Source organism: Hyphomonas beringensis, assembly GCF_000682755.1.
Taxonomy (GTDB): domain Bacteria; phylum Pseudomonadota; class Alphaproteobacteria; order Caulobacterales; family Hyphomonadaceae; genus Hyphomonas; species Hyphomonas beringensis.
In genome coordinates this window covers 34,687-59,236 of the sequence record NZ_AWFF01000028.1, presented here as the reverse complement: position 1 = coordinate 59,236, position 24,550 = coordinate 34,687, and the positions used below count along the sequence as shown (strand labels likewise).

The 24,550-nt window shown below is 60.1% G+C and carries 28 protein-coding genes; 9 read left to right on the top strand and 19 right to left on the bottom strand.

The genetic code is table 11. The features are described from left to right. Positions 1–40: 40 nt before the first annotated feature. Positions 41–1,633, bottom strand: a complete 1,593-nt coding sequence (locus HY29_RS05145) for a lysine--tRNA ligase (RefSeq protein ID WP_034793502.1) — start codon at positions 1,631–1,633, stop codon at positions 41–43. A 163-nt stretch (positions 1,634–1,796) separates the two neighbouring features. Between HY29_RS05145 and HY29_RS05140 the strand changes: the two genes are divergently transcribed. Then, the gene (locus HY29_RS05140; RefSeq protein ID WP_051601145.1) at positions 1,797–2,219 is read left to right on the top strand and encodes a DUF2178 domain-containing protein; all 423 of its coding nucleotides are present in this window, start codon (positions 1,797–1,799) and stop codon (positions 2,217–2,219) included. A 3-nt stretch (positions 2,220–2,222) separates the two neighbouring features. Beyond that, positions 2,223–2,450 (top strand): helix-turn-helix transcriptional regulator, encoded by a 228-nt coding sequence (locus tag HY29_RS05135; protein WP_034793499.1) that lies wholly within the window; start codon positions 2,223–2,225, stop codon positions 2,448–2,450. Here HY29_RS05135 and HY29_RS05130 read toward each other — a convergent pair. After that, on the bottom strand, positions 2,422–3,039 hold the full coding sequence (locus tag HY29_RS05130; RefSeq protein ID WP_034793496.1) for a TetR/AcrR family transcriptional regulator: 618 nt from the start codon (positions 3,037–3,039) through the stop codon (positions 2,422–2,424). The two genes, HY29_RS05135 and HY29_RS05130, sit on opposite strands and share 29 nt — an antisense overlap. Before the next feature lie 91 nt (positions 3,040–3,130). Between HY29_RS05130 and HY29_RS05125 the strand changes: the two genes are divergently transcribed. The 3 genes from HY29_RS05125 (at position 3,131) to bfr (ending at position 4,758) form a co-directional block, all read left to right on the top strand. Further along, the gene (locus tag HY29_RS05125; RefSeq protein WP_034793481.1) at positions 3,131–3,829 is read left to right on the top strand and encodes an O-methyltransferase; all 699 of its coding nucleotides are present in this window, start codon (positions 3,131–3,133) and stop codon (positions 3,827–3,829) included. 18 nt (positions 3,830–3,847) lie between these two features. Further along, positions 3,848–4,084, top strand: coding sequence for a (2Fe-2S)-binding protein (locus HY29_RS05120; RefSeq protein ID WP_241765139.1), 237 nt, complete (start codon positions 3,848–3,850; stop codon positions 4,082–4,084). A 182-nt stretch (positions 4,085–4,266) separates the two neighbouring features. After that, the gene (gene bfr / locus HY29_RS05115) at positions 4,267–4,758 is read left to right on the top strand and encodes a bacterioferritin (RefSeq protein ID WP_034793479.1); all 492 of its coding nucleotides are present in this window, start codon (positions 4,267–4,269) and stop codon (positions 4,756–4,758) included. A gap of 20 nt (positions 4,759–4,778) precedes the next feature. Here bfr and HY29_RS05110 read toward each other — a convergent pair whose 3' ends face one another. From HY29_RS05110 to HY29_RS05055, 12 genes are all read right to left on the bottom strand, one after another. Continuing rightward, positions 4,779–5,603, bottom strand: coding sequence for an ion transporter (locus HY29_RS05110; RefSeq protein WP_034793477.1), 825 nt, complete (start codon positions 5,601–5,603; stop codon positions 4,779–4,781). A gap of 31 nt (positions 5,604–5,634) precedes the next feature. After that, entirely contained in the window at positions 5,635–8,028 is a 2,394-nt protein-coding gene (gene pheT, locus HY29_RS05105; RefSeq protein ID WP_034793473.1) for a phenylalanine--tRNA ligase subunit beta, read from the bottom strand. A 3-nt stretch (positions 8,029–8,031) separates the two neighbouring features. Continuing rightward, positions 8,032–8,637, bottom strand: a complete 606-nt coding sequence (locus HY29_RS05100) for a hypothetical protein (protein WP_034793470.1) — start codon at positions 8,635–8,637, stop codon at positions 8,032–8,034. A gap of 9 nt (positions 8,638–8,646) precedes the next feature. Further along, positions 8,647–9,096: an ASCH domain-containing protein gene (locus tag HY29_RS05095; RefSeq protein WP_206741928.1), complete on the bottom strand. Its 450-nt coding sequence runs from the start codon at positions 9,094–9,096 to the stop codon at positions 8,647–8,649. Beyond that, positions 9,093–10,169 carry a phenylalanine--tRNA ligase subunit alpha gene (gene pheS / locus HY29_RS05090; RefSeq protein WP_034793466.1) on the bottom strand — a complete coding sequence of 359 codons (1,077 nt, stop codon included), beginning with the start codon at positions 10,167–10,169 and terminating at the stop codon, positions 9,093–9,095. Before pheS ends, HY29_RS05095 begins: the two co-directional genes overlap by 4 nt. 123 nt (positions 10,170–10,292) lie before the next feature. Then, positions 10,293–10,655: a 50S ribosomal protein L20 gene (gene rplT, locus HY29_RS05085; RefSeq protein ID WP_034793463.1), complete on the bottom strand. Its 363-nt coding sequence runs from the start codon at positions 10,653–10,655 to the stop codon at positions 10,293–10,295. Positions 10,656–10,693: 38 nt separating this feature from the next. Next, positions 10,694–10,897 carry a 50S ribosomal protein L35 gene (gene rpmI, locus HY29_RS05080; RefSeq protein WP_034793460.1) on the bottom strand — a complete coding sequence of 68 codons (204 nt, stop codon included), beginning with the start codon at positions 10,895–10,897 and terminating at the stop codon, positions 10,694–10,696. Between the two features lie 512 nt (positions 10,898–11,409). Beyond that, positions 11,410–12,000 carry a hypothetical protein gene (locus HY29_RS05075; protein ID WP_155838207.1) on the bottom strand — a complete coding sequence of 197 codons (591 nt, stop codon included), beginning with the start codon at positions 11,998–12,000 and terminating at the stop codon, positions 11,410–11,412. A gap of 115 nt (positions 12,001–12,115) precedes the next feature. After that, complete coding sequence (locus HY29_RS18295; protein ID WP_051601143.1) at positions 12,116–12,505, bottom strand: I78 family peptidase inhibitor; 390 nt, start codon at positions 12,503–12,505, stop codon at positions 12,116–12,118. Further along, positions 12,502–13,023: a translation initiation factor IF-3 gene (gene infC / locus HY29_RS05065; protein WP_034793454.1), complete on the bottom strand. Its 522-nt coding sequence runs from the start codon at positions 13,021–13,023 to the stop codon at positions 12,502–12,504. Before infC ends, HY29_RS18295 begins: the two co-directional genes overlap by 4 nt. Positions 13,024–13,139: 116 nt before the next feature. Beyond that, complete coding sequence (locus HY29_RS05060) at positions 13,140–14,174, bottom strand: glycosyltransferase family 9 protein (RefSeq protein WP_051601142.1); 1,035 nt, start codon at positions 14,172–14,174, stop codon at positions 13,140–13,142. A 17-nt stretch (positions 14,175–14,191) separates the two neighbouring features. Then, on the bottom strand, positions 14,192–15,352 hold the full coding sequence (locus HY29_RS05055) for a glycosyltransferase family 4 protein (protein WP_034793451.1): 1,161 nt from the start codon (positions 15,350–15,352) through the stop codon (positions 14,192–14,194). A 56-nt stretch (positions 15,353–15,408) separates the two neighbouring features. On the opposite strand from HY29_RS05055, the gene HY29_RS05050 reads away from it, so the two are divergent. Next, positions 15,409–16,164 (top strand): alpha/beta fold hydrolase, encoded by a 756-nt coding sequence (locus tag HY29_RS05050; protein WP_034793448.1) that lies wholly within the window; start codon positions 15,409–15,411, stop codon positions 16,162–16,164. Positions 16,165–16,306: 142 nt separating this feature from the next. After that, positions 16,307–16,885 carry a type 1 glutamine amidotransferase domain-containing protein gene (locus HY29_RS05045; RefSeq protein ID WP_034793446.1) on the top strand — a complete coding sequence of 193 codons (579 nt, stop codon included), beginning with the start codon at positions 16,307–16,309 and terminating at the stop codon, positions 16,883–16,885. Between the two features lie 61 nt (positions 16,886–16,946). Here HY29_RS05045 and HY29_RS05040 read toward each other — a convergent pair whose 3' ends face one another. Continuing rightward, positions 16,947–17,804 carry an SDR family oxidoreductase gene (locus HY29_RS05040; RefSeq protein ID WP_034793443.1) on the bottom strand — a complete coding sequence of 286 codons (858 nt, stop codon included), beginning with the start codon at positions 17,802–17,804 and terminating at the stop codon, positions 16,947–16,949. A gap of 62 nt (positions 17,805–17,866) precedes the next feature. Here HY29_RS05040 and HY29_RS05035 point away from each other — a divergent pair, with 62 nt between their 5' ends. Next, positions 17,867–18,544, top strand: a complete 678-nt coding sequence (locus tag HY29_RS05035) for a tetratricopeptide repeat protein (protein WP_034793440.1) — start codon at positions 17,867–17,869, stop codon at positions 18,542–18,544. Here the strand turns inward: HY29_RS05035 and HY29_RS05030 are convergent, their stop codons facing one another. Continuing rightward, the gene (locus tag HY29_RS05030; RefSeq protein WP_034793438.1) at positions 18,545–19,909 is read right to left on the bottom strand and encodes a leucyl aminopeptidase family protein; all 1,365 of its coding nucleotides are present in this window, start codon (positions 19,907–19,909) and stop codon (positions 18,545–18,547) included. Between the two features lie 118 nt (positions 19,910–20,027). Here HY29_RS05030 and HY29_RS05025 point away from each other — a divergent pair, with 118 nt between their 5' ends. Continuing rightward, entirely contained in the window at positions 20,028–20,963 is a 936-nt protein-coding gene (locus HY29_RS05025; protein ID WP_051601141.1) for a tetratricopeptide repeat protein, read from the top strand. Between the two features lie 28 nt (positions 20,964–20,991). On the opposite strand, the gene HY29_RS05020 is transcribed toward HY29_RS05025, so the two are convergent. From HY29_RS05020 to HY29_RS05010, 3 genes are read right to left on the bottom strand one after another with little or no spacing between them, the layout of a single operon-like run. After that, positions 20,992–21,993 (bottom strand): type II secretion system F family protein, encoded by a 1,002-nt coding sequence (locus HY29_RS05020; protein ID WP_034793436.1) that lies wholly within the window; start codon positions 21,991–21,993, stop codon positions 20,992–20,994. 12 nt (positions 21,994–22,005) lie between these two features. After that, complete coding sequence (locus tag HY29_RS05015; protein WP_034793433.1) at positions 22,006–23,040, bottom strand: type II secretion system F family protein; 1,035 nt, start codon at positions 23,038–23,040, stop codon at positions 22,006–22,008. 3 nt (positions 23,041–23,043) lie between these two features. Further along, entirely contained in the window at positions 23,044–24,546 is a 1,503-nt protein-coding gene (locus HY29_RS05010; protein ID WP_034793431.1) for an ATPase, T2SS/T4P/T4SS family, read from the bottom strand. Positions 24,547–24,550 lie beyond the last annotated feature (4 nt).

Here is a 24,550-nt window from a genome sequence, read left to right as displayed (position 1 = left end):
TTTAGGGCTGATTACAATTACCGCAGCATGCCCCCTGCCCCTAATCCCGCGCCAGTGCCTCATCGATCAGGCGGGCCGTGTTCGCAACGCCATAGAGCGCAGCGAAGCTGCCGAAGCGCGGGCCCTGGCTCTGGCCGAGCAGCACTTCATACAGCGCCTTGAACCATTCGCGCAGATTCTCGAACTCATGTTCCTTTCCAACAGAGAAAGTCAGCGTCTGCAGGTTTTCAGACGTCGGCTCATCATCGAATGCCTTAAAGCGCGCGGACAGGTCTTTCATCGCCGCGCGTTCCTTGTCCGTAGGCGCACGATAGGTTTTCTCCGGCAGAACGAAGTCCGTATAATAGCTCATCGCATAGCCGGCGAGCTTGTCGAGCATCGGATGCGTTTCGGGCGAGGCCTCCGGCGCATATTGCGAGATGAAGCCCCAGAGCTGGCTCTTGTCTTCCGGGTTCGCCACGGCGACCAGATTGAGCAACAGCGCAAAGCTGACCGGCGTCTTCACTTGCGGCGGGTTGCCAGAGTGGATGTGCCAGACCGGATTCTCGATCTGACGCGCAGGCTCCTCCTCCGGATACTTTTCCAGGAAGGTCAGATACTCGTCCACCGCTTTCGGGATGACATCGAAATACAGCTTCTTCGCCACACGCGGCTTCTGGAACTGGAACAGGCTGAGGCTCTCATCCGGGGCATATTTCAGCCAGTCTTCCACCGAGATGCCATTACCCTTGGTCTTGGAGATCTTCTCGCCCTTGTCGTCCAGGAACATTTCGTACACGTACTGTTCCGGCGGACGCTTGCCGAGAATTCTCGTGATCTTGGAATAGATTGGCGCATTGGCCTGGTGGTCCTTGCCGAACATTTCAAAGTCCACGCCCAGCGCCGCCCAGCGCATGCCGAAATCCGGCTTCCACTGCATCTTCACATGGCCGCCCTTCACGGGCACGGTGAATTCCTTGCCGGTCTCGTCCTCGAACGTGACCGTACCGGCCTCTCCGTCTACGGCCTTCATCGGCACATAGAGCACTTCGCCGGTTTCCGGATGGATCGGCAGGAACGGGCTGTAGGTCGCCTGGCGTTCCTCGCCCAGCGTAGGCAGCATGACATCCATGATGTCTTTATACTTCTGCGCCGCGCGCAGCAACATGTCGTCAAAGCGTCCGGACTTGTAGCATTCCGTCGCCGACAGGAATTCATACTCGAAACCGAACTGGTCCAGGAACGCGCAGAGGCGCGCATTCATGTGGGCGCCATAGCTGTCATGCGTGCCGAACGGGTCCGGCACCGCCGTCAGCGGCTGTTGCAGATAGGGCTCCAGCTTTTCCGGGTTCGGCACGGTGGGCGGAACTTTCCGCATACCATCCATATCATCTGACACACAGATCAGGCGCGTTTTGTACTTGCCCGCCGTCAGCACTTCAAAGGCGTGGCGCACCATGGTTGTGCGCACAACTTCGCCGAACGTGCCGATATGCGGCAGGCCGGACGGGCCATAGCCGGTCTCGAACGTGACCGGGTCATCGGCGCTGCGCTGGCCGGCCTTTATCTGCTGCTCCACGCGTTGTTCCAGCTTGCGGGCAAGCTCGAACGGCCAGGCCTTTGCGGAGTGGGCGAGCGTAGAGAGATCGGTCATCAGGAATGTCAGTCATTGCTAAGTAAAAACAGGTGCGCCGGAGGTAGAGGCCACAGCCCCTCCGGTCAAGCTGGGCGATCATTCCTTGTTAAAGATATTTGACATGTCAAAAATCTTTGACTAGATGAGCCATGTAAGAAATTTTTGACATGGAGAGACGCGAATGTCCTTTCACGAAAAATCCGCCTGGATCATGGGGCTGCTGCTTTCGCTTACCGGATATTGGTATCTCTCAAGGGTCTGGGCCATGTCTGAGGCGATGGGAGAGACCGCGCCGCCCGTCATCGGCCTGATCGCTTTTGCGACGGTCATGCTGGTCGCCGGGGCCGTAATCAGTCACATCATTATCGCGGTGAGCAATCCCGAGGAGGCAGAGGCCGAAGAGGATGAACGCGACAAACAGGTGCTGCGCCAGGCGGGCAATGTGTCCGGTTATGTGCTCGGCTTCGGCATCTTTGCGGGCCTGTGGCAGTATTACTTCCTGCGCGACGGCAATCTGCTATTCCATATCTGTGTGGGCAGTTTGATTGCGTCACAGGTGGCGGAATATGCGCTGACCATCTTCTATTACCGCCGGGGCGTGTAAGCGATGGCCAAACGCCCGCCTATCTCGAACCGCGTAAAGCAGCTGCGCGAGACTCATGACGGGATGAGCCAGGCCGCCCTCGCCAAGGAGATCGGCGTCACGCGGCAAACCGTGATCGCCATCGAACAGGGCCGCTATTCCCCTTCCCTCGAAAGCGCCTTTCGCATCGCCCGCGTCTTCGGCGTGGGGCTGGAAGACGTGTTCAGCTGGGACGACCCCCAAGATAGCTGAGCACAGCATGGCGAATGCGCGCCTTGAGGCTGTCGCCATCGGTCTCGCCACGCTCCCCCGCCGTGTCACAAATGCCCAGCACGATGGCGAAGACATCCACAGTGCAGGCCTCCAGCCCGAAGGGCAGGCTGAGGCCGCTTTGCTGCAACTCCTGGCGCACAAGGGCAAAGCCTGCCTCATGCACGGCCTGCAGGGCCGGGTCATGCGCCAAACGCCGCTCTTCCATGTCGATCATGCGCGCCAGCGCCGGGCGGTCCATCTGGTGCGCAATTACGACATCCAGCAAGGCCTCCAGCCGCGACAGGAAGGGCGCGCCCGCCGACGCATCTGACGCGGCCTGCAGCCCTTCATACAGGCGTTCGGCATCCGCCAGCACCAGCGCCGCGGTGATCGCCTCCTTGTTCGGGAAGTATTGATAGAGAGACCCGATCGACACGCCCGCACGCGCCGCAATCGCGTTCGTCGTGTATCCCTCCATCCCCTCCCCTTCGAGAATGTGAGCTGCCGCCGTCAGGATTGCGTCGACCGTGATCGCGGACCGCGCCTGAACTGGCCGTTTTCTGGGGGTGGGTGTCTCTGCGGAGGTCATCGGGAAAGGCCTTGCGAATGCGAGTTTCAAAATACGAGCAATAGCTCATATTTATCGCATCACACCGCCACCGCAACCAAGGATTTGCGCCATGCCCTTTGACATGCCCCCGCCTGCCCACGGCCTCAACGCACCGCAGGTCTCCGCCACGCTCGCCCGCCTGCATCAGGAGGCCCGCCAGGATCGCAATGTGCTGCTGCGGGCCCTGCCCGCCATCCTGACAGGCTATCTGAAAGGCCGTTCCACCTTTGAATCGGCAGAGCCCTATCTGAAAGACGCCTACATACCTGTCTCGCCGGACTTCGGCCGGCTGATGTATCTTGCCGCCCTGTCTTCACGGGCGCGCAACATCGTGGAGTTCGGCTCGTCCTTTGGGATCTCCGCCATCTATCTGGCCGCCGCGGCCCGTGAGACCGGCGGCCAGTTTATCGGAACGGAGAAAGACACACGGAAAGCGCAGATCGCCCTTAGAAATCTGGAAGAAGCCGGGCTCAGCCGCTGGTCAGACATCCGCGAAGGCGACGCGCGGGAGAGCCTTGCGCCCCTGCAGGGCCCCATTGATTTCGTCTTTCTCGATGGCTGGAAGGATCTCTATATCCCGATCCTGAAACTGCTGGAGCCGAAACTGTCCCCCGGCGCCACCATCATGGCCGACAATATCTTCAGCTTCCGAAAAACGCTCAAACCCTTTGTCGATTATGTCAGCGACCCGGCAGGACATTATGAGACAACCACGCTGAATATCGGCAGCGGGGTCAGCTGGTCTGTCTGGCGCGGGGAAAAGTGTTAAGAAGCGTGAAAAACCGTATTGACAATCATTCGCACGTTGTTGCAAATGGTTCTCATGATCGTTTGTGTCTGCAACCGCATTAACTGCAAGAGCGTCCGCAACGCCGTGGATGCCGGGGCGCGTAGCCCCAAAGCCGTGCAGGCGCATCATGGCTGCAAATTCCAGTGCGGAAAATGCAGCTGCTCCATGGGCGAAATCATCGCCGAGGAAATGGATCGCCGTATGCCGTCCCCTGCCCTGATTGCTGCAGAGTAGACGCTAGCCCTTTGCCTTGACTGGTTTTTTCCGCCGCCTTGCGCGCGCGACGCATTTGCATACCCGTCTGCAACTGTGTCGCACTTTCATATGCAATTGATTTTATTGGATTTTTTCTTGCGTGCGCGAGACAATCAACCTATCTGCTAGGTATATTCACGTAATCAAACAGGAGCCCCCCCATGAAAGGCGATCCAAAGGTCATCGAATTTCTGAACAAGTGTCTGAAAAACGAGCTGACAGCCATCAACCAGTACTTCCTGCACTCTCGCATGCTGCACGATTGGGGCGTCAGCAAGCTTGGCGACTATGAGTACAAGGAATCCATCGAAGAGATGGAACATGCCGACTGGCTGATCGAACGCATCCTGTTCCTCGGCGGCCTGCCGAACCTGCAGGATCTGGGCAAGCTGCGCATTGGCGAATCTGTGCAGGAAATTCTCGAATGCGACCTGAAGCTTGAGAATGATGCGATTCCGATGCTGCGCGACGCCATGGAATACTGCGAAAGCGTCCGCGACTATGGCAGCCGCGACCTGTTCGGCAAGATCCTCACCAATGAGGAAGAACATGTCGACTATCTGGAAACCCAGTTCGACCTGATCGAGCGTATCGGCATCGAGCGCTACACAATGCTGCAATCCGAAGCCAACGGCTCAAAAAGCCAGGACTAGGCTGCAAGATCAGGCTGTTCTCAGGCGCCGCTCTCTTCGGGGGCGGCGCCTTTTTTGGCTTCGGCCTCCTCCACCCGGTCCTGCAGCTTCTGAAGCTGGCGCTCGCGCAGCTCATCAGAGAAGGCGCTGGCAAATACGCCCGCCGGCAGGGCCACCACCCCGATCCCTGCAATTGCAATGACTGAGGCCGCGATCCGGCCCAGCGTCGTCACCGGATATACATCGCCATAGCCGACCGTTGTCAGCGTCGCGATGGACCACCAGATGGCCCGCGGGATGGAGTTGAACTCCGGACGCCCCTGCCCCACGCCTTCAATGAAATAGAGCAGCACAGCCGCGACATAGACCAGCGCCATGGCCATGGCGAGCGTTGTGAGAAGCTGAGAACCTGCCCGCTTCATCGCCGCGCCCAGCACATCAAAGGCCGGCACAAAACGCGCAATCTTGATCAGACGGAACAGGCGGAAAACGCGCAGCGCGATCAGCGGAATGCCGCCGCCAATCACCATGACAATCAATTCCGGCAGGAAAGCCAACAGGTCTGCGATAGAATAGAAGCGCGTAATGTAGCGTAGCCGCCCGACAAAGCCGGCATATTCCGGCCGCATGCCGGCAATCGCTACGCGCAGCACATATTCGATGGCAAAAATGATGACGACTGTGACGTTGAACCATCGGAATGCCACCCGCCATTCGGGAACGGCCAGCAGCGTCGGCTCGGTCTCAAGCGCCAGGAACAGGAAGCTGGCCAGGACCAGGCTGATGATGAACCAGTTCGTCAGGGAGATACCGGACTCCCGGGCTTCGGGAACCAGCTGATTGTGCAACCACCGATACAGCCCCATGCGTCCCCTCCGCGAACAGGTTCACCCTCTCTTATCCCCTTAGCACACCGCCTGTGCCCTTGGCGACCGCGGCCACAACCTTGTCCATCAGGGCCTGGATGTCTTCATCCTTCATCTTTTCGCGCGGCTGGAGGGTCAGCTCAAACGCGACCGATTTCTGGCCTTCCGGCACACCGGTGCCCTCATAGACATCGAAGACTTCCGCCTGGCTGATCAGCTTCTTGTCAGCGCCCTGCGCAAAGCGCACCAGATCGCCTGCCGGAACGGCCTGATCCACCACAAAGGCCAGGTCACGGCGGATCGGCGTCAGGTCGATACGCTCCAGAACCGGCTTGGTCTTCGTCGCCTTGGCCTTCATCTGCGGCAAGGCATTGAGGTTCAGCTCAAAGCCGAACATCGGGCCATCTACGCCCAGCGCTTTCAGCACGCCGGGGTGCAGCTGGCCGAAATGAGCCACCGTAACCTTCGGGCCGAGCTTCAGCGCCGCTGCCTGACCCGGATGCCATTGCGGCAGCACTGGGTCAGCCACCTGGAAACGATCCCCCGGCTGGCCAAGAGATTCCAGAACGGCAAACAGGTCCGCTTTCGCAGCATAGGAATCATAGGTATGCGGGGCGCCCTGCCAGTGACGCTCATTATAGGGGCGCACCAGACCGGCCACGACCGTACGCTGATCTTTCGGGCCATCGCCCAGATAGATCGGCCCGGCCTCGAACAGACGCACACCGCGCTCACCATGATTGGCCGCGCGTTGAGCCGCCTGCGCCAGATTGCCCAGAATGGACGGGCGCATATAGTCGAGATCGCTCGCCACAGGATTGGCGACGGTCAGGGACTCATCGATCTTGCCGAACAGCGCCGCATGGGCTTTCGACATGAAGCTCCAGCTGACCGTTTCCAGAAAGCCGCGAGATGCCATGACGCGGCGGGTCGTGCGCACACGCGCCTGCATCGGCGTCGTGATGGCGCGCACGCCCCCTTCCGGTGCGGGCAAGGACGTTGTCGGCAGCTGGTCATAGCCGATCAGGCGGGCAATCTCTTCCACGATATCGGCCGATTGTTCCATATCGAAGCGGAAGGTTGGCGGCGTCAGATACCAGGCATCCCCGGCATCCTCGATCACGAACTCCAGATCCTTCAGGATGCGGCGCATCTCGGTCTGCTTGACCGTCAGGCCGGTCAGGCGCTCGACATCGGCCGGATAGAACGTCACCTTGCGCGGGTTCACCGGCGGCTCGCCCACGACACTCGGCTTGGAGACGGTGCCGCCGCCATACTCCACGATCAGCGCCAGCGCCATGTTCAGGCCGTCCAGGCAGCTGTGCGGGTCCACGCCGCGCTCAAAGCGATAGCGCGCATCAGAATGGATACCTGTGGCGCGGCCTGTACGCGCGGTGCGTAGCGGATCAAACCAGGCGCTCTCGATGAAGACCTCTGTCGTCTCATCCGATACCGCCGTGGACTGGCCGCCCATCACGCCGCCAAGGCCAATCACGCCGCTGTCATCAGCAATGACACACATGTCTTCGCTTAGTTTGTAGGTCTTGCCGTCTAGCGCTTCCAGCGTCTCCCCTGCCTTGCCCAGACGGGCCACAACAGGGCCGGACAATTTCTGCGCGTCATACACATGCAGCGGGCGTGCGCGATCCAGAGAGATATAGTTCGTGACATCCACCAGAAGGCTTTTCGGCTGAATGCCAACGGCCTTCAGGCGCTGCTGCATCCAGTCCGGTGACGGACCATTCTTGACGCCAACAATCACCGCCCCAGCGAAGACCGGGCAGGCTTCCGGCGCGTCCAGCTGAATCTCTACCGGGCATTCGGCATTGCCGCTGACCTTCTTGATGTCCACCTGCACGAAACGGCCCCCGCCAGCGGCGGCGATGTCACGCGCAATGCCCTGCACGCCCAGCCAGTCGGGGCGGTTTGGCGTCACTTCGAAATCGATCACCGGATCATTCAGGCCCAGCGCCTCTGCGGCCGGTGTGCCGAGCGGTATGGAGGCGTCCAGATCGGCAATGCCGTCATGGTCTTCGCCAGCTTCCAGCTCTCGCGTGGAGCACATCATGCCATAGCTTTCCACGCCGCGGATCTTGCGGGCCTTCTTGTCCAGCGCAAAGTCCAGCCCCGGGATATAGGCGCCCAGCGGCGCATAGATGGCCGTCATACCGGTGCGGGCATTCGGCGCGCCGCAGACGATCTGTTTTTCGCCATCCACCGTATCCACGGCGCACACGCGCAGCTTGTCCGCATCCGGATGAGGCTTGGCCTCTTTCACCTTGCAGACCGTGAAGGCGGCCAGCTTCTCACGCGGGTCTTCCACCTCCTCAACCTCAAGGCCGGCTTTCAGCATGAGGGCGAGAATATCATCCAGCGTCGCCTTGGTGGCGAGGTGGTCGTTCAGCCAGGACAGGGTGAATTTCATGGTCTATTCCACTTCGGGAGTCTCAATACCTGCAGAAGGTGCAGGTGTACGGAGTTCTTCAAATATATCTCGGTCGCTGCGTTCACAGCGGTTGACGCGTTCGGCTCTCGCCGTGCCGATGCCGCGCAGTTTCCAGCACCGCTCAAAAACAGAGCAATAACAAATCTCAAGCGCCAGATCGTCCCACTCCCCGGCAACTTCGTAAAAATCGTCCTGGGACAATGCCTCAACCGGCCAGGCCACCTCAACGGGTGTGATCATCTGGTCAGGCGCCAGCGCCCGTCCCGTTGCTCCGCTCCAGGACAGATCATAGCCTGGCGGCAGGCTTTCGCGATGGCTCTCAAACCCGTCAATCGGCTCACCACCTTCCAGCAGCGTCACAGACTCGATCAGCGCAGGCCCCACACCACTATTGCTGAGGCGGAGGCCAAGGGAACGTCTTGTCGATGTACTGGACACAAAGCCATCCACCTGCAGCACAGGGTAAACCGAACCATGCTGCTGGGCCCGCATGACGCGGCCCTGATCCCATGCAACGAACAGGGCAATCACGCTGGTCAGTACCGCGCAGATCGCGATCAGCATTTCCGCTTTGTTACCATTACCCATGCCTGCCCCCTAAAGCGTCGCCCCGGCGCGTTCCTGCGCAAGGTGGTTGGGCGCCTGAGCCGCGAAGTCATCGTCGAGGATTTCCACGAGCCGAAACGTCTCGAACAGAATGTCCATGTCTTCAGCGAACACGCCATTACGGGTGAAATATGTCCGGTGGGCGCGCTGCCAGTAGTCCAGGCTGAGGTCGCCCTCCCCCTCCAGCGCTGCCAGCTCCTGCGTCATATCCGCAAACTTCATCGGCGTGATGGTCTGGGTTTCCAGGATCGCCACCGGTCTGCCATCGCCGCACATCAGATAGCCGCGCTCGCCTTCAACCGGCGGCGGGTCGATGCTCATATCGCTGCAGGACGCCGTTTTCACGCCCGCCACGATCAGAGCCGCCAGCCGGTCGGCCAGTTCGGGGCCGTCCCCGAAGGTCCATTTCGGCAGGTCAGATGATACGGCGCTGTCTGTCACGACAGCCCACCGCTGACGCTGGGCGTTGCCCACGGCGCAAAGCCGTAATGGCGCGTCCATTGCGGGTCCGCTTCGAAATACGGGCGCAGGTCCGGCATGCCGTATTTCAGCATGGCCAGGCGGTCGACGCCCATTCCGAAGGCAAAGCCCTGATACTCTTTCGGATCGATGCCACAATTGCGCAGAACGTTCGGATGCACCATGCCGGAGCCAAGAATCTCCATCCAGCTGTCGCCAGCACCGATCTCGATCGTCTCGCCCTTGCGGGTGTATTTCACATCCATCTCGGCAGACGGCTCAGTGAACGGGAAGAAGTGCGGGCGGAACCGCGCCTCGACTTCGTCGACCTCGAAGAAGGCTTTCACAAAGTCGATCAGGCAGCCTTTGAGGTGGCCCATATGCGTGTTCTTCTCGATCACGAGGCCTTCGACCTGGTGGAACATCGGCGTGTGCGTCGCGTCCCAGTCATTCCGGTAAACCCGGCCCGGCACGATGATGCGGATCGGCGGCTGCTGGGTCATCATGCTGCGGATCTGTACCGGCGATGTATGCGTGCGCAGAACCTTGGGGTCGTCCCCTTCCTGCGCCTTCATAAAGAAGGTGTCGTGCGTCTCGCGCGCCGGGTGGCCTTCGGGGAAGTTCAGCGCCGTGAAATTGTGCCAGTCATCTTCCATGTCCGGGCCTTCGGCCACGGTGAAGCCCATATCGCCAAAGATCGCGGCGATTTCTTCAAATACCTGCATGACGGGGTGCAGCGCGCCAGCCTTTGGGCCTGGCGCCGGCGGCAGGGACAGGTCGACCTTTTCGCTGGCCAGCTGAGCCTCCAGCGCGGCCGCTTCCAGCATCTCCTTGCGGGTGCGGATGGCGTCATCAACGCGCGTCTTCAGCGCATTGAGCTTCGGCCCCATTTCCTTGCGCTCTTCCGGGCTCATGCCGCCCAGCTGCTTCATCAGGCCGGATACGCGGCCCTTCTTGCCCAGCTCTGCCACGCGGATGTCTTCAAGCGCGCCAAGATCACCGGCAGACTCAATTGACGCGAGGGCTTCTGTTTCAATCGTATTGATATCGGACACGGGGGAAATTCCCTTTTCTGTTCGCGCGGGCTTTTTAGGCGCTTCGAAGCAGGTTGCAAACGCCCTTAAAGAAAAAGCCCGGCTTTAAGGGCCGGGCTTTGTCACTTGTGCCTTGATGGCAAGTTAAGCGAGGGCAGCCTTGGCCTGTTTGACCAGGGCACCAAATGCTTCCGGCTCGCGCACGGCGATGTCAGCCATGACCTTACGGTCGACTTCGACGCCGGCTTTGGTCAGGCCGTTGATGAACTGCGAATAGTTCATCTCGTCATCGTGAATGCGCACAGCAGCGTTGATACGCTGGATCCACAGGGAGCGGAATTTCCGCTTCTTCACCTTGCGGCCAACATAGGCGTACTGACCGGCTTCCCAGACAGACTGGTGCGCGATGCGGAACGTATTCTTGCGGCGGTTACGGAAACCCTTTGCCTGCTTCAGAATCTTCTTGTGGCGGGCGTGGGCGGGAACTTTATTACGTGAACGGGGCATCTAGGCCTCCTTGGTCAAGATCTTGAACGGATACGGGCCTAGAGGCCGTAGGGCAGGAATTTCTTCACAACGCGGGCAACGTCAGCTTTTGCGGCCAGCTTGGTGCCGCGGTTCTGACGGATGTACTTCGCATTGTGGCTGATCAGGCGGTGACGCTTGCCAGCGACGCCGTGCTTCAGCTTTCCGGTTGCCGTGATCTTGAACCGCTTTGCAGCGGCCTTTTTCGTCTTCATCTTCGGCATTTCATCTCTCCTCTAGTTGAGCTCACACCTTGCGGCGGCCCAGGGTTCATGAGTCAAAGGGGCATGCCGTTCGCCCGCATTGCTCGGAAGTGGCGGCTTATGACGGATCGGCGCACAGGAATCAAGGGGGTGAATCCTTTAAAAGCAGCGTCACTACTGGGGAAAGGCACCCAGCCACTCCCCTGCCCTGACGGGTCTGACACCCCCTTTATCGCAAGGGATCGGCCTTCGCCAATCCGGCGCAAAGCCCCTGCCTGTAATCTCAATCCTGTCATTTCGGTGGTGACATGCCGGAATGGGGGTTTCCATGGCCCCGGCGCGCGGAGAGACAGGGTCGCAACCTGATCCCTCCTACCTCTGTATCGATACGCGGCCTTTTGTGCTCTCCGCGTGTTACAAACAAAAAACCGGAGGGCTGTGGGCCCGTCCGGCTTTTCGTGTTGCCTGAAATGGCGGCGGCCTAAGCTGATCGGGGCAATTCGGGCGAGCCACCCCTGCACAGTCAGTTCACCCTACATACAGTCTTCTATGCCCACATTACTGTAGAGCGTCGTGTCGGTCTGGATCACGAATTCATCGGGGGCATCGCACTTCTCTCTAACGTAAGGCACCGCTCCGCTGGAGAGGTTGAATGGATCGCCATCCAACGAACTCACGGTCACCTGCAGTGCATTTACCAAGGCGGTACATTGAAACTTGCCGCCTGTTGTTACAGTGGAAGAATTGTAAGTGTTTGCCCCATACTTCCAACAAATCAGGGTTTGATCACCAGCCAATTGATGTGCGCCAGTTTCGTCGACATCCTTTTTCTCAAGCTTCCACTCCGCAGGAAGCGCTATGTCGTTACCTCCATACCACAACCAAGAGCGGCTCTCGCTCTCATAATACGTCACTTGAAATCCATGGTCTGGGGAAAACGACATGTAAGTTGTCCCGACCCTCGGATAACCGGGATAAGCGTCTCGTTGTGCTGAGACGCGCCCTTCAAATTCCTGCATCATTTTTTGAATGTCTTGAGAGGAAAAATCGCCAATCCCGGACGTAGCGCAACCAGTCAGCACTACTCCAGCGACTAAAGACGCATAAAGTTTCTTATGAAACACGATAGTTCTGCCCCCGCAGCTAGTTGAGAGTGGAGGCGTTCAAATACGCCTCCCTCTCCTGATAATACATTAGCGCGAACCGCAACACTTAAGGTTGGTAGTAAAGACCAAACCCTCACCCGCACTTCATGCTGAGGATGATGCCATCCTCATCGGTCAGCACATTCAGGCGCGTCGGCCTGTAATCCTCGGTCACCTGGGTATCCGGCGCGACGATACGCGCGGACTCCGGCAGCTCATCTTCCGGAATCTCGCTGGCGACCTGTCCGATATAGCTTTCAAGGTCCGTCATGCCGCAAGTATCTTCCACCTGGTCCAACGGGTCCATTTCCGGGGTCACGCTCTCATCAGAGGCCATGTCCTCGGCGGGCGTTTCATCCGGCGTAACAACGACCGGGGGCTCTGTAACCAACACCTCATCGTCGGCCGGTGCGGAGCTTTCTCCGCCACAAGCGGCCAGCAGCAGCGCTGCAGAGCTGGCCAGAAGGAAAGTACGCATCTTCATCGCGGCGCCAGGACCATGGTCATCTGGCGGCCTTCGAGTTTCGGCTCCAGCTCAACCTTGGCAACTTCATCGAAGTCTTCCTTGACGCGCTGAAGCAGTTCCATGCCGAGATGCTGGTGCGCCATTTCACGACCGCGGAAGCGCAGCGTGACTTTCACCTTGTCGCCTGCCTCAAAGAAGCGCGCCATGGCCTTGGACTTCACGCCATAGTCATGCACGTCGATATTGGGGCGCATCTTGATCTCTTTGAGCTCGGAAGACTTCTGCTTTTTCTTCGCAGCAGCCTTCTTCTTGCGCTCCTCGAACCGAAGCTTGCCATAGTCGAGAATCTTGACGACGGGCACCTCCTGATTTGGAGACACCTCCACAAGGTCCATTGAGGCTTCACGTGCTGCATCCAGTGCAGCCGAGAGGGGCATCACGCCCTGTTTTTCCCCGTTCTCATCAATCAAGAGAACTTTGGCGGCGCGGATGTCATCATTGATACGTGGGCCGGCGGTTTTCTGCGGTCCACCCATGTCTGGTCTGCGAGCTATGGCGAATCTCCTTTGTCGCTATTTCAAGAATGCCTGAATATGCGTGTAAATGCAGGCATATTCAAGGCGGTCGGCAATTCTACACTTCGACGGCCACGTCAAGACGGCAGCACACCTAGCGCCCTGACCGATTGCCAGACATCATCCACGCTGAGTTCCGCCAGTGTCGGGGCGGAATTTATGATGATCGTCTTCGCCCCGCGCGGGGCGGCATGGTCCGGATTGCTCTCATTCAGGGCAAACAGGGCGATGCCCGGCGCGCCAGCAATCGCGGCCATGTGCATCGGACCGGTATCATTGCCCACAACGAACAGCGCCTTCTCGGCCAGGGTGACGATCTGGAACAGATCCGTCCGCGTGGTCAGGCTTTTCGCGCGCGGCTCCTTGCGCACGATCTCCTGCGCCAGCTGGCCTTCCGCCTTGCCGCCAATGATGACCGGCGTAATGCCCCGCTCTGCAACACGTTTTGCCAGTTCGGCATAATTCTCCACCGGCCAGCGCTTGGCCTCTCGGTGCGCCGAGGCACCGGGGATCAGCAGCATATAAGGCTGCTCCAGGCTGAAATAGGCCGGCTGCAGACGCGGCGCATCCCGCAGCTTCGGGCGCACCCATGAGAGGTCCGGCTTCGGCGAGCTATTGCCCAGCCAACGGCCCCCCGGTGCGACGCCGGCCACTTCCAGCTGCTCTGCCAGCCGGTCGATGGAGTGCATTGTCTTGCGGTCGGCATTGTCGTGGAAGAAAGCGGCCTTCTCATGATGGCCGGACCAGAGCGGCGGGCGGCCAGTACGATTCAGCGCGGTGTAGTAATTCTTTGTGCGGCCGCTCGTCTGGAAATCATAGATGATGTCATACTTCGCCTTGCGGATACGCTGGATCAGCGCGGCGGTGGCCTTCATCCCTTCCGGGCGGCCATCGGTTTCCACCTCGTCCACATAGGGGCATAGCTCAGCAAACTCCTTGTAGGGCGGCGTGGTCAGCAGGGTGATCCGCGCCTTGGGGTGGGCTTCACGCACGGCTTTCATCGCGCCCAGCGAAAGCACGAAGTCGCCCAGGGCGCTGAGTTTGATCACCAGCACCTTGCGCGCACTCTCCCCCGGATTAACGGGACTGGCAGACCTGCCCGGTTTTGTCATGCTTGCCTCAGTTTTCCCTATTCAAGCAGGGTCTTATAGACGCCGAGCGTCGCCGCCTGAAGCCCCCGCTTGGAGAAATGCTTGCGAACATGCAGTTGACCGGCCCGTCCCATGCCGCTGCGGGCCTCTTCTCCGATGGAAATCAAGGCGCGAATGGCCCCGGCCAGCGACTGCGCATTGCCCGGCTCGACGCGCGCGCCTGTTTCGCCCTCGATCACGGTTTCCCGTCCGCCGCCATGATCTGTCACGACAACAGGTCGGCACATGGCAGAGGCCTCTGCGGCCACACGGCCAAAGGCTTCCGGGCGGATCGACGGGGCGAGCACGATGTCGCTCGCCATATAGGCCGCCGGCATATCGGTGATGTGCTCTGACATGACCACGCCGCGGTCGAGCCCATTGGCGACCACCGCCTCTTCCAGCCGCGTGACATAATTCTTGCGGCCCTGTGCATCCCCGGCCAGCACGAGCACCAGCTTCTCGCGCTCTTCCGGCGCCAGCAGGCCCAGCGCCTCAATCGCGACCAGTTGGCCTTTCCACTCTGTCAGGCGGCCCGGCAGCAACAAAACGAGACGATCATCATTCTCCAGGCCCATGGACTGGCGGATGGCGGTCACGCGGGACGGGGCAACGGCAATCGGGTGAAACACCTCCAGATCCACACCGCGCGGAATGGTGACGATCTTTTCATCCGGCACGCCATGCTCTTCCTTCACATGTTCGGCGATCCATTGCGAATTGGCGATCACGATATCGCCCTTCGCCATCACCGAATTGTATGTCTTCTTGAGAGAGGATGTGCCGGAATACGCGCCATGATAGGTCGTCACGAATGGCACACCCATGGCGCGGGCAGCCTTGTAGGCGCTCCAGGCCGGCGCACGGGAGCGGGCATGCACAAGGTCCACCCCTTCCCGCTCAATCAGGCGCTTCAGCTTGCCTTCATTCAGCTTGATCGTGACGGGGTTCTTGGTCTTGGCATCCATGCGAAACAATTCGCCGCCAAGCGATTCGAAGTCCTTCTCCAGCCGTCCGCCCTTGCTGGCCAGCAAGGCCCGCCCGCCAGCGCTGACAATCGCTTCGGTGACTTCCAGCACGGTGCGCTCAACCCCGCCCGCAGAGAGCTCCGGGGCCACCTGAAGAATGGTCTTTCCGGTCAGATCCGGGAATTCGTCCACAGCGCGCTACCTCCCACTCGCTTGACAGGCGAGAGAGATGGAGGAACGGGAGAGGAATGACAACGACCTATTTCACCTCCCCTGAGGGACGTCGCCTCGCTTACCGGGCGTCGTCCCCGTCTCGTTCGGACCTGACCTTTGTCTGGCTGTCCGGTTTCAAATCCGACATGAGCGGCACAAAAGTGACGGAGCTGGAGAACTGGGCCAGCGCCGAGGGCCATGGCTTCCTGGCGTTCGATTATTCCGGTCACGGCGAATCCGATGGCGCGTTTGAAGACGGGACGATTTCCGCCTGGCGCGAAGATGCCCTCGCCGCAATTGACGCGCATACGACAGGCCCGCTGGTCCTGGTCGGCTCCAGCATGGGCGGCTGGATGGCACTCCTGTCTGCCCTCGCCCGCCGCGAACGCATCGCCGGCCTCGTCCTGATTGCGCCTGCACCGGACTTTACCGAGAAGTTGATGTGGCCGGAATTTTCCGCAGAGGCGCAGGCAGAGATCATGGACAAGGGCTTCACGCTGCGCCCCTCCGATTATGGAGAGCCCTACACGATCACGCGCGCGCTGATCGAAGATGGCCGGACCTGGCAGATTCTTGACGCGCCGATTGATCTCGGAGTGCCGGTCCGCATTCTTCAGGGCATGCAGGACGCGGATGTGCCATGGCAGCACGCAGAGCGCCTGGTCGAGGCGATTACCAGCGAAGATCTCGTCTTTACCCTGATTAAGGATGGTGATCACCGCCTCTCCCGCGAACAGGATATTGCGCGCCTGAAGGCCACCTGCGCCGACATAGCAGAAGCGGCCCGCTGAGCAGCGCTGACCTTTCCGCTATTTAATCGGAACAACACACGGGCCTCACCCATTGATTGTGTGATGGACGGGATGATCCTGTCCGCCGCGCTCCCCCAACAGGGTCGCAGCGCGGATAACACGAAGCAAGGAGGCATATTCCATGTCAAACCAACGCGCTGAAGGTCGTAAACTCGCAATTCTGGCTGCTGACGGATTTGAGCAGATCGAACTGACATCTCCTAAAGAAGCCATCGAAGCCGCAGGCGGTGAAACGAAAATCGTTTCCATCGAAAAAGGCTTCATCCACGCGAACAAGCACCGTGAGCATGGTGACAGCTTCCATGTCGACATGTCTCTGGAAGAGGCAAAGGCAGATGATTTCGACGCCTTGCTGATCCCCGGCGGTCTGTTCAGCCCGGACGCCCTGCGCACCAATGACCGCGCCAAGGATTTCGTTTCAAAGTTCTTTGAACAGAAGAAACCCGTCTTCGCCATCTGTCACGGCCCACAGGTCCTGATTTCTGCCAATCTGGTGGACGGACGCGAAGTTACCGGTTTCCCGGCCATCCAGCAGGATCTGCGCAATGCCGGCGGTAAAGTGAAAGACCAGTCCGTGGTCGTTGATGGTGGCCTTGTCACCTCACGCTCCCCGGATGACCTCGGAGACTTCAACGCCAAGATTGTTGAGGAAATCTGTGAAGGCAAACACGCTCGCCAGCTCGAGTCTGTGACCGCCTAATTTCACCCCCAATAAAAATACCCCTCTATACCTGCCCCTTCCGATTACGGAGGGGGCTTTTTTATGGGGCGCCCTCTTCTGCCTGCAGCACAGCCGCCAGACCTTCGCGATACGTGCGATAGGCTGGCTGCCAGCCAAGAGCAGCCTTTGCCCGCGCATTGGAAACCCGCTTGCACTCGGCATAGAAACTGCGCGCCATGGGGCTGAGGTCTGCGTCCTTGAAAGGCACTTCCGGTGGCGGCGCGATGCCCAGCAGTTCAGCCGCATAGGCGGTCACATCCTGCGGCGGAGCAGGTTCATCATCACACAGATGGAACACGCCACTTATTTGCGGGCGCAGCATCAGGGCCTCAAGGCCCGCCGCAATGTCATCAACATGCACGCGGGAAAAAACCTGTCCCGGTTTCACAGTGCGGGTAGCCTTGCCTTTTCGCAACTTGTCGAAGGGAGAGCGGCCCGGCCCATAAATGCCCGGCAGCCGCACAGACCGCAGAGCGCCATCTGCCGCCTCCAGCCATTGCTGTTCGGCCTTCACCCGCGCCGCCGCCCGGTCAGAGCCCGGATTGAGGGGGCTCCACTCCATCGCCCAACCGCCCTTCAGGTCTCCATAGACCCCGGTTGTCGAAAGATACGTCACCGATGCGGGCTTTGCTTCGGCATGGCTGGCGGCCCGTGCAGCGGGGCAGCCATCTGCGTCCGGCGGCAACGTCACCAGCCAGTGCGCCCCATCTGGAATTTCCGGCACGCCCTGCCCTTCCCAAACCTGCGCACGGATGCCTTTTGCCTGTAATGTCTCGGCTTTTTCGCCTGTGCGCACTGTGCCATGCACCTGCCAGCCCAGCGGTTTCAGCCGCTCTGCCAGCTGTAATGCGCTATAGCCAAGTCCGAAGACAAAAAGCAGAGATGGCTGATCTGTCATTTGCGCTGGCCTTTCCCGTCGGGTCTAAGATCAGTCATATAGTCCTCCGGAGCCCATGATCCATGTCCCTCCTTGCCCTGGCCACAGCCTCTCTCTTCCTGTCGCAAAGTGCGACGGCCAGTTTCGATACACGTGAAGCTGAACGCCTCGAAGCCTGCGTGGCCAAGATCGAAGTGGATGCGGAAGAGGCCTATGAAGACGGCCTCGCCTGGACCTATCAGGGCAACCGTCCCGGCGCGCGCCAGTGCACGGCGCTCGCCCTGATCGCCCTTGGCCGCCCCGATGAAGGCGCAGCCCGGCTGGAAAACCTGGCCAATGCCGTTGATGGCGGCACGCTGGAACAACGCGCAGAATACCTGACCCAGGCCGGCAATGCCTGGCTGCAGGCCGGCGCGCCGGAAGCGGCCGAACTGACGCTGACCAATGCGCTGAAGCTGAAGCCGAATGTACCGGACCTGCTGATTGACCGGGCCAGCGCCTATCTGATGCAGGAAAAATGGGACGAGGCGGAAGCTGATCTCGACAAGGCCATCTCTCTGCAGCCCGGCCTTGCCACTGCGCACCAGTTCCGCGCGGAGGCTCGCCTGAATCTCGACAAGCTGGACCCGGCCATGGCCGATGTGGAAGACGCCATGGCGGCAGACCCGGAAAATATTGACACGCTGGTGCTGCGCGGACGCGTCCGGGAAGCCAAGCGCCTGTCAAAAGTTCAGGTGCTTAGCCCCCAGATTGTCGACTGATCAGGCCGAGTAACGGTTCTGCAAAGTCTTCCAGATCGCGCGCAGACCGCAAGCGGCGGCGCCTTCCGGGCGCCCATACTTGCCAAGACGCCATGCCCAGACATCCAGATGCGTCCAGCTGGGCGCGTCCACGAACTGTTTCAGGAACAGGCCTGCCGTGATGGAGCCTGCAAAGCGTCCGCCGGAATTGACGAGGTCTGCGATCGGGCTTTGCAGATCGGCCAGATACGGGTCCCATAGCGGCATACGCCAGACCGGATCGCCGGACACTTCAGACCCCGCCTGAATGGCCTCTGCCATGGCTTCGTCATCGGTGTAATAAGGCGCAAGCTCCTGCCCCAGAGCGACCCGCGCCGCGCCGGTCAGCGTGGCGAAATCGATCAGAACGTCCGGCTTTTCCTCGCAGGCCCGCGTCAGCGCATCGGCCAGGATGAGCCGACCCTCGGCATCTGTATTGTCGATCTCGACCGTCAGGCCCTTGCGGCTGGTCAGCACGTCTCCCGGACGGAAGGAATCCCCCGCCACGGCATTCTCGACCGAGGGCACATACAGCTTCAGATGCACCGGCAAATTGGCGCTCATGATCAGCTGCGCCAGTGCGATGACATGGGCCGAGCCGCCCATATCCTTCTTCATGATCCGCATGCCGGAGCCGGGCTTCAGGTCCAGGCCACCGGAGTCAAACGTCACGCCCTTGCCCACCAGCGCGATGCGCGTATTGGTCGGGTCACCCCATTCCAGCTCCATGAAGCGCGGCGCATAGGTCGCGGCGCGGCCCACAGCGTGGACCATGGGGTAGTTCTCTTTCAGCAGATCGTCACCCACAATGGTCGTCAGCTTGGCGCCGAACTTTCCGGCAATCTCGGCAATCGCGCCTTCGACATGCTGTGGCCCCATATCCTGGGCGGGCGTGTTGACCAGATCGCGCACAAGCGCGCAGGCATCGGCTTCACGGCTCAGCGCGTCGGCATCCTCATCTTCCGGAATGACGAGTTGCGGCGGCTTGGCCTTGTCTTTCAGGTAGCGATCAAAACGATACGCGCCGTCTGCCCAGCCTGCAGCGATCTGCTCGAAAGGAAGACCGCCATTCTCGGCGATGCTGTAGCTGCCCTTGGGCAGCTTGCCTGAGAGGGCCGCGACCGCCAGCGCATCCTTGCCCTTGCCCAGGCCGAACAGCACTTTTCCCAGCGTGCCCCCTTCCCCGGGGATCATCGCGACCTGCCCGGCCGCCGCGGTAAAGCCCAGCGCCTTGGCCGTCGCCCGCGCGGATGGGAAGGGATCGTTCTCCAGTCCCTTGAAGGCAGCAGATGTGTAGAGGAAGACGTCAACGGCGCCCGTGGGGTCGGCGGTGAAACTCTTATGCATTCAAACAGGCCTTTCAGCGGCGAGAGTTAATGGAAACTGCCGGGGCGTTAACTGATCCTTGACGCCATGCCGCCAGAGTCCCTTTTGGCTATAACTGATACAAACCCGGAGCCTGTCCATGTCCAGAGCCAAAACGTCACTGGCTGCACTCGCTGTTGTGCTGAGCGCCTGCGCGACAAGTCCGGACCCGGCTGAACAGGTAGAGCAGGACTATGCGCAAGCGGTTGAGGCGGCCATGCAGCCCGCAACCCCCGAAGAAGTTGCTGCTGCCAACCGCGCAGACCCTCTGACCAAGGCCAATTTCTGGGCCAAAGAACATGCCAAGGATCCGGACAATCTGGATAAGGCGCTGAGTTTTGCCAGCGCGCTCCGCGGCATTGGCTCCGATGAACGGGCGATTGAAGTTCTCTCCCAGGTTCTGGTCGTGCATCCCGGGGATCCAGACCTGCTGATTGCACTGGGCAAGGCCCTGTCTACGCAGAATGACATTGTCGCCTCCGCCCGCGCCTTCGAGCAGGCAACGCGCACCGCGCCTGACCGGGCCGAGGGCTGGGCTGCGCTCGGCACGTCTCTGGACAAGCTGGACCGTCACGAAGATGCGCAGCGGGCCTATACGCAGGCCCTGCTGCTGGAGCCGACCCGAACCTCCACACTGACGAATTACGGTCTGTCCCTGGCCCTCAGCGGAAACCTGATCGCTGCGGAGGAAAAGCTGCGGCTGGCCGCCGCTCAGCCGGACGCGGACGTGCGTGTGACGGAAAATCTGGCCCTGATCCTGGGGCTGCAGGGCAAGTATGACGAGATGGCAGAGATTAGCAGCCGGCACGCCCCGCAAGGCGTGGTGGAACAGAATGCAAAACTGCTTCAGGACATGATTCAGCCGGTCCGCTCTTGGGAAGCGCTGGAGGCCGAGGCACCAGCAGCGAAACGGTCTGCCCCGCCCGTAGAGAAGACCAAACCCACACCGGCCACACCGCCTGTTGCCACGAATGCGGAAGACAGCGCGCCGGAGGCCAGCTCGACAGGTTTGCGCCTGCGCCGGTCCGGCGAATAGATTTTAGAACATCAAGAGCAGCAGAAGATCAGGACTGGCGCGTCACGGGCGCCGGCGGTTCTTCATTCATCTGCGATTTCTTGAAGGTGAGATAGGCCGGGCCCAGCACCACAAGGAACAGAACCGGCAGAAAGAACATGATCATCGGTACGGTCAGCTGGGCTGGCAGCGCAGCGGCCTTCTTCTCGGCCTGCGCCATACGCATGTCGCGGTTTTCCTTGGCCATGACGCGCAGGGCATCGCCCAGCGGCGTCCCGTAGCGCTCTGCCTGGCCCAGGGCCATACAGACAGCCTTCACGCCTTCATGCCCTGTCCGCTTGGCAAGGTTCTCATAGGCCTGGCGGCGTTCCGGCAGATAGGCGAGTTCCGCCACCGTCAAGCCGAACTCTTCGGCCAGTTCCGGAGAGGCAGAGCCGATTTCCTGGCTGACCTTGGAAAAGCCCACCTCGATCGACATGCCGGATTCGACACAGATCAGCAGCATGTCCAGCGCATCGGGAAAGGCACGCATGATCGACTTCTGACGCTTCTGAGCCAGGTTTGAGATGTAGATATTCGGCGCATAGAACCCCGCCGCCGCACCAAACAGCAACGAGCCATAGCGCATCGGCCCCTGCAGGCCGTGATCATTCACATAGAAGATGTAGAGGAACATCAGAAATGCGCCGACAAAGGGCAGCGTCATCCGTGCAAAATAGAAGGCGGACAGCGGGCCGGGCCCCCGCAGGCCGGCCTTGCTCAGCGTTGCGGCGACGTTCGGATCTTCCAGAGCCTTTGCGAGATTCAGCTTGGACGAAATGTTTCCGACCATGGAATCATCGGTGCGGCGAAGCCCGCGATTTTCCAGCTCGGCGCGGTTCTGCTTGCGCAGTTTCTCGCGCTGCTCCGTCACCGCCTTGAGACGCGTTTCGAGTTTATCCGTCTTCAGATAGGGCAGCATGATGGACAGGACTGTACCGAACACGGCCAGTGCCACCAGAATTGACGCGATCGCCTCAGGGCGAGCCAGCGAAACAAGCGTATTGTACATCCGGCCCCTCCCCTACATGTCGAAATTGATCATCTTGCGCATCGTCAGGACGCCCAAGGTCATCAGCACAACACCGATGGCTATAAACAAGTGCCCAGCCTCTTCCGTGAAGAGCAGCATGATATAAGCGGGGGTCGTCAGATAGACGAGGAAGCCGACCACGAAGGGCAAGGACCCGATAATCATGGCGGACGCCTTCGCCTCGGAAGACATCGCCTTGACTTTCTCCCGCATCATTTTCCGGGAGCGGATCACATTGGAAAGGTTGTTCAGGGCCTCGGAGAGGTTACCCCCGGCCTTGGACTGGATCAGCAGCACGATGACAAAGAAGTTCACTTCCTGAAGCGGCACACGCTTGTAGAAACTGTTCAGCGAGCGCTCCATGCCTGCACCCATGGCAAGATTATCTGCCAGGATAGCAAACTCGGCGCGCAACGGCTCAGGGCTTTCCTTGGCAATGATCCGCACACATTCGTTCAACGGCAGGCCGGATTTCACACCCCGCACGATGATGTCGAGCGCATCCGCGAACTGGTTGATCATCTTCTTGTTGCGCCGGGTGGTCAGCATATTGACCATAAAGCGCGGGAAGCCGAACATGCCGGCAAAGAAGGCCCCGCCTACGATGACCGGCTGACTTTTCAGGACAATCCCGCTGATCGTCAGGCCATCAAAGCCGGTGATGTAGAGAAAGCCACCGAGAAAAATGCCCGACACCAGCGAGAACAGCCAGAACATGGTGGGCGAGATATCAAGGCCAGCCTGCGTCAGCTTGGTTTTCAGGTCTTGCGGACGAACGGATTTGCGGCGCTCCTGGTCCTGCTTGCGCAGCTTGTCCAGCATTTCCTGTGTCTTCTGGCGGCGCTTTGCATTCTCATCCAGAATGCGTGTGTCGCGGCCCTTGCCATTGATGGTCTGCCCAGACCCGATGGCCTTCACACGCTTGCGGGCCGCTTCGTTCTTTTCCGAAGTCATGGCAATACCGATGCCGGCAATCGCCAGGAAGGCCAGAGCGGCGACCATGTAGATGATCATGTTACCTGCCATGCCTCAGTTCCCCAGGGCGTCCAGCGCGGCGCCCAGCTCTCGTTCAAGACTGTAATAGGAAGCGCGCTCCCAGAAGCGCGGGCGGCCAACGCCTGTGCCACGGTGCGACCCGACAACCCGGCTATCCTCGTCTTCGCCTTCGATCTCGAACTTCAGCACATCCTGAAGCACGATTGTATCCCCTTCCAGACCCATCACCTCGGTGATGTTCATGATGCGGCGAGAGCCATCCCGCAGGCGGGAGGCCTGCACGACAACATCAATCGAACCAACAATCATCTCACGGATCGTTTTTGCTGGCAGGGAGAAGCCGCCCATCGTGATCATGGACTCCACACGGGACAAGGCTTCGCGCGGACTGTTGGCGTGCAACGTTCCCATGGAGCCGTCATGGCCGGTGTTCATGGCCTGCAACAGGTCAAATGCCTCGGGCCCACGCACCTCGCCCACGATGATCCGCTCAGGACGCATACGCAGACAGTTCTTTACAAGGTCGCGCATCGTGATTTCGCCAGAGCCTTCAATGTTCGGCGGGCGGGTTTCGAGACGCACCACATGCGGCTGCTGGAGTTGAAGTTCGGCGGAGTCTTCGCAGGTGATGACGCGCTCGGTCGGGTCAATGAATCCCGTCAGACAGTTCAGCAGTGTCGTCTTGCCTGAACCGGTACCACCGGAGATCAGGATGTTACAGCGGGCGCGACCGATGATGCGGAGAATCTCCGCCCCCGGCTCGGAAATCGAGCCGAAGTTCACGAGGTCCTGCAGCTTCAGCTTGTCCTTCTTGAACTTACGAATGGTCAGGGTCGGGCCATCAATCGCCAGTGGCGGCGCGATGACGTTGACACGGGAGCCATCCAGAAGACGCGCGTCACAGATAGGTGAGGAGTCATCGACGCGGCGGCCAACCTGGCTCACGATGCGCTGACAGATATTCATCAGCTGGGCATTGTCCCGGAAGCGGATATTCGTCCGCTCGATCTTGCCATTGACCTCGATATAGGTCGTGTCGGCACCGTTCACCATGATATCGGCAATGTCATCCCGTGCGAGCAGTGGCTCCAGCGGGCCATAGCCGAGCACGTCGTTACAGATATCATCGAGCAGCTGTTCCTGCTCGGAAATCGACATCACCACATTCTTGATGCTGATGATCTCGACAACAATATCGCGAATCTCTTCGCGGGCGCTTTCCGCGTCCAGCTGTGCCAGCTGTGACAGGTCGATCGTATCGATCAGCGCGTTGAAGATCGTCGTCTTGGTGGCGTAGTATTGCTCGGACTGCTGGTTCACCTGACGCACAGGTTCCGGCTTTGGCTCCGGCGCCTTGACCTGAACGGGCTTTCCTTGCGCGGATGGTGGTTTGGGCGCGCCCTTTACGGCAACCGGGGCCGGGGTTTTCGGCTTTTGCGCCTGAGGACGCGGCACAGCAGCAGGCACAGCCTTGGGCTTCGGCGCAACTGGCGCCGGCTCAGGTGTGCTGGATGCTGATCGTTTGCCGAAGGCCATTCAG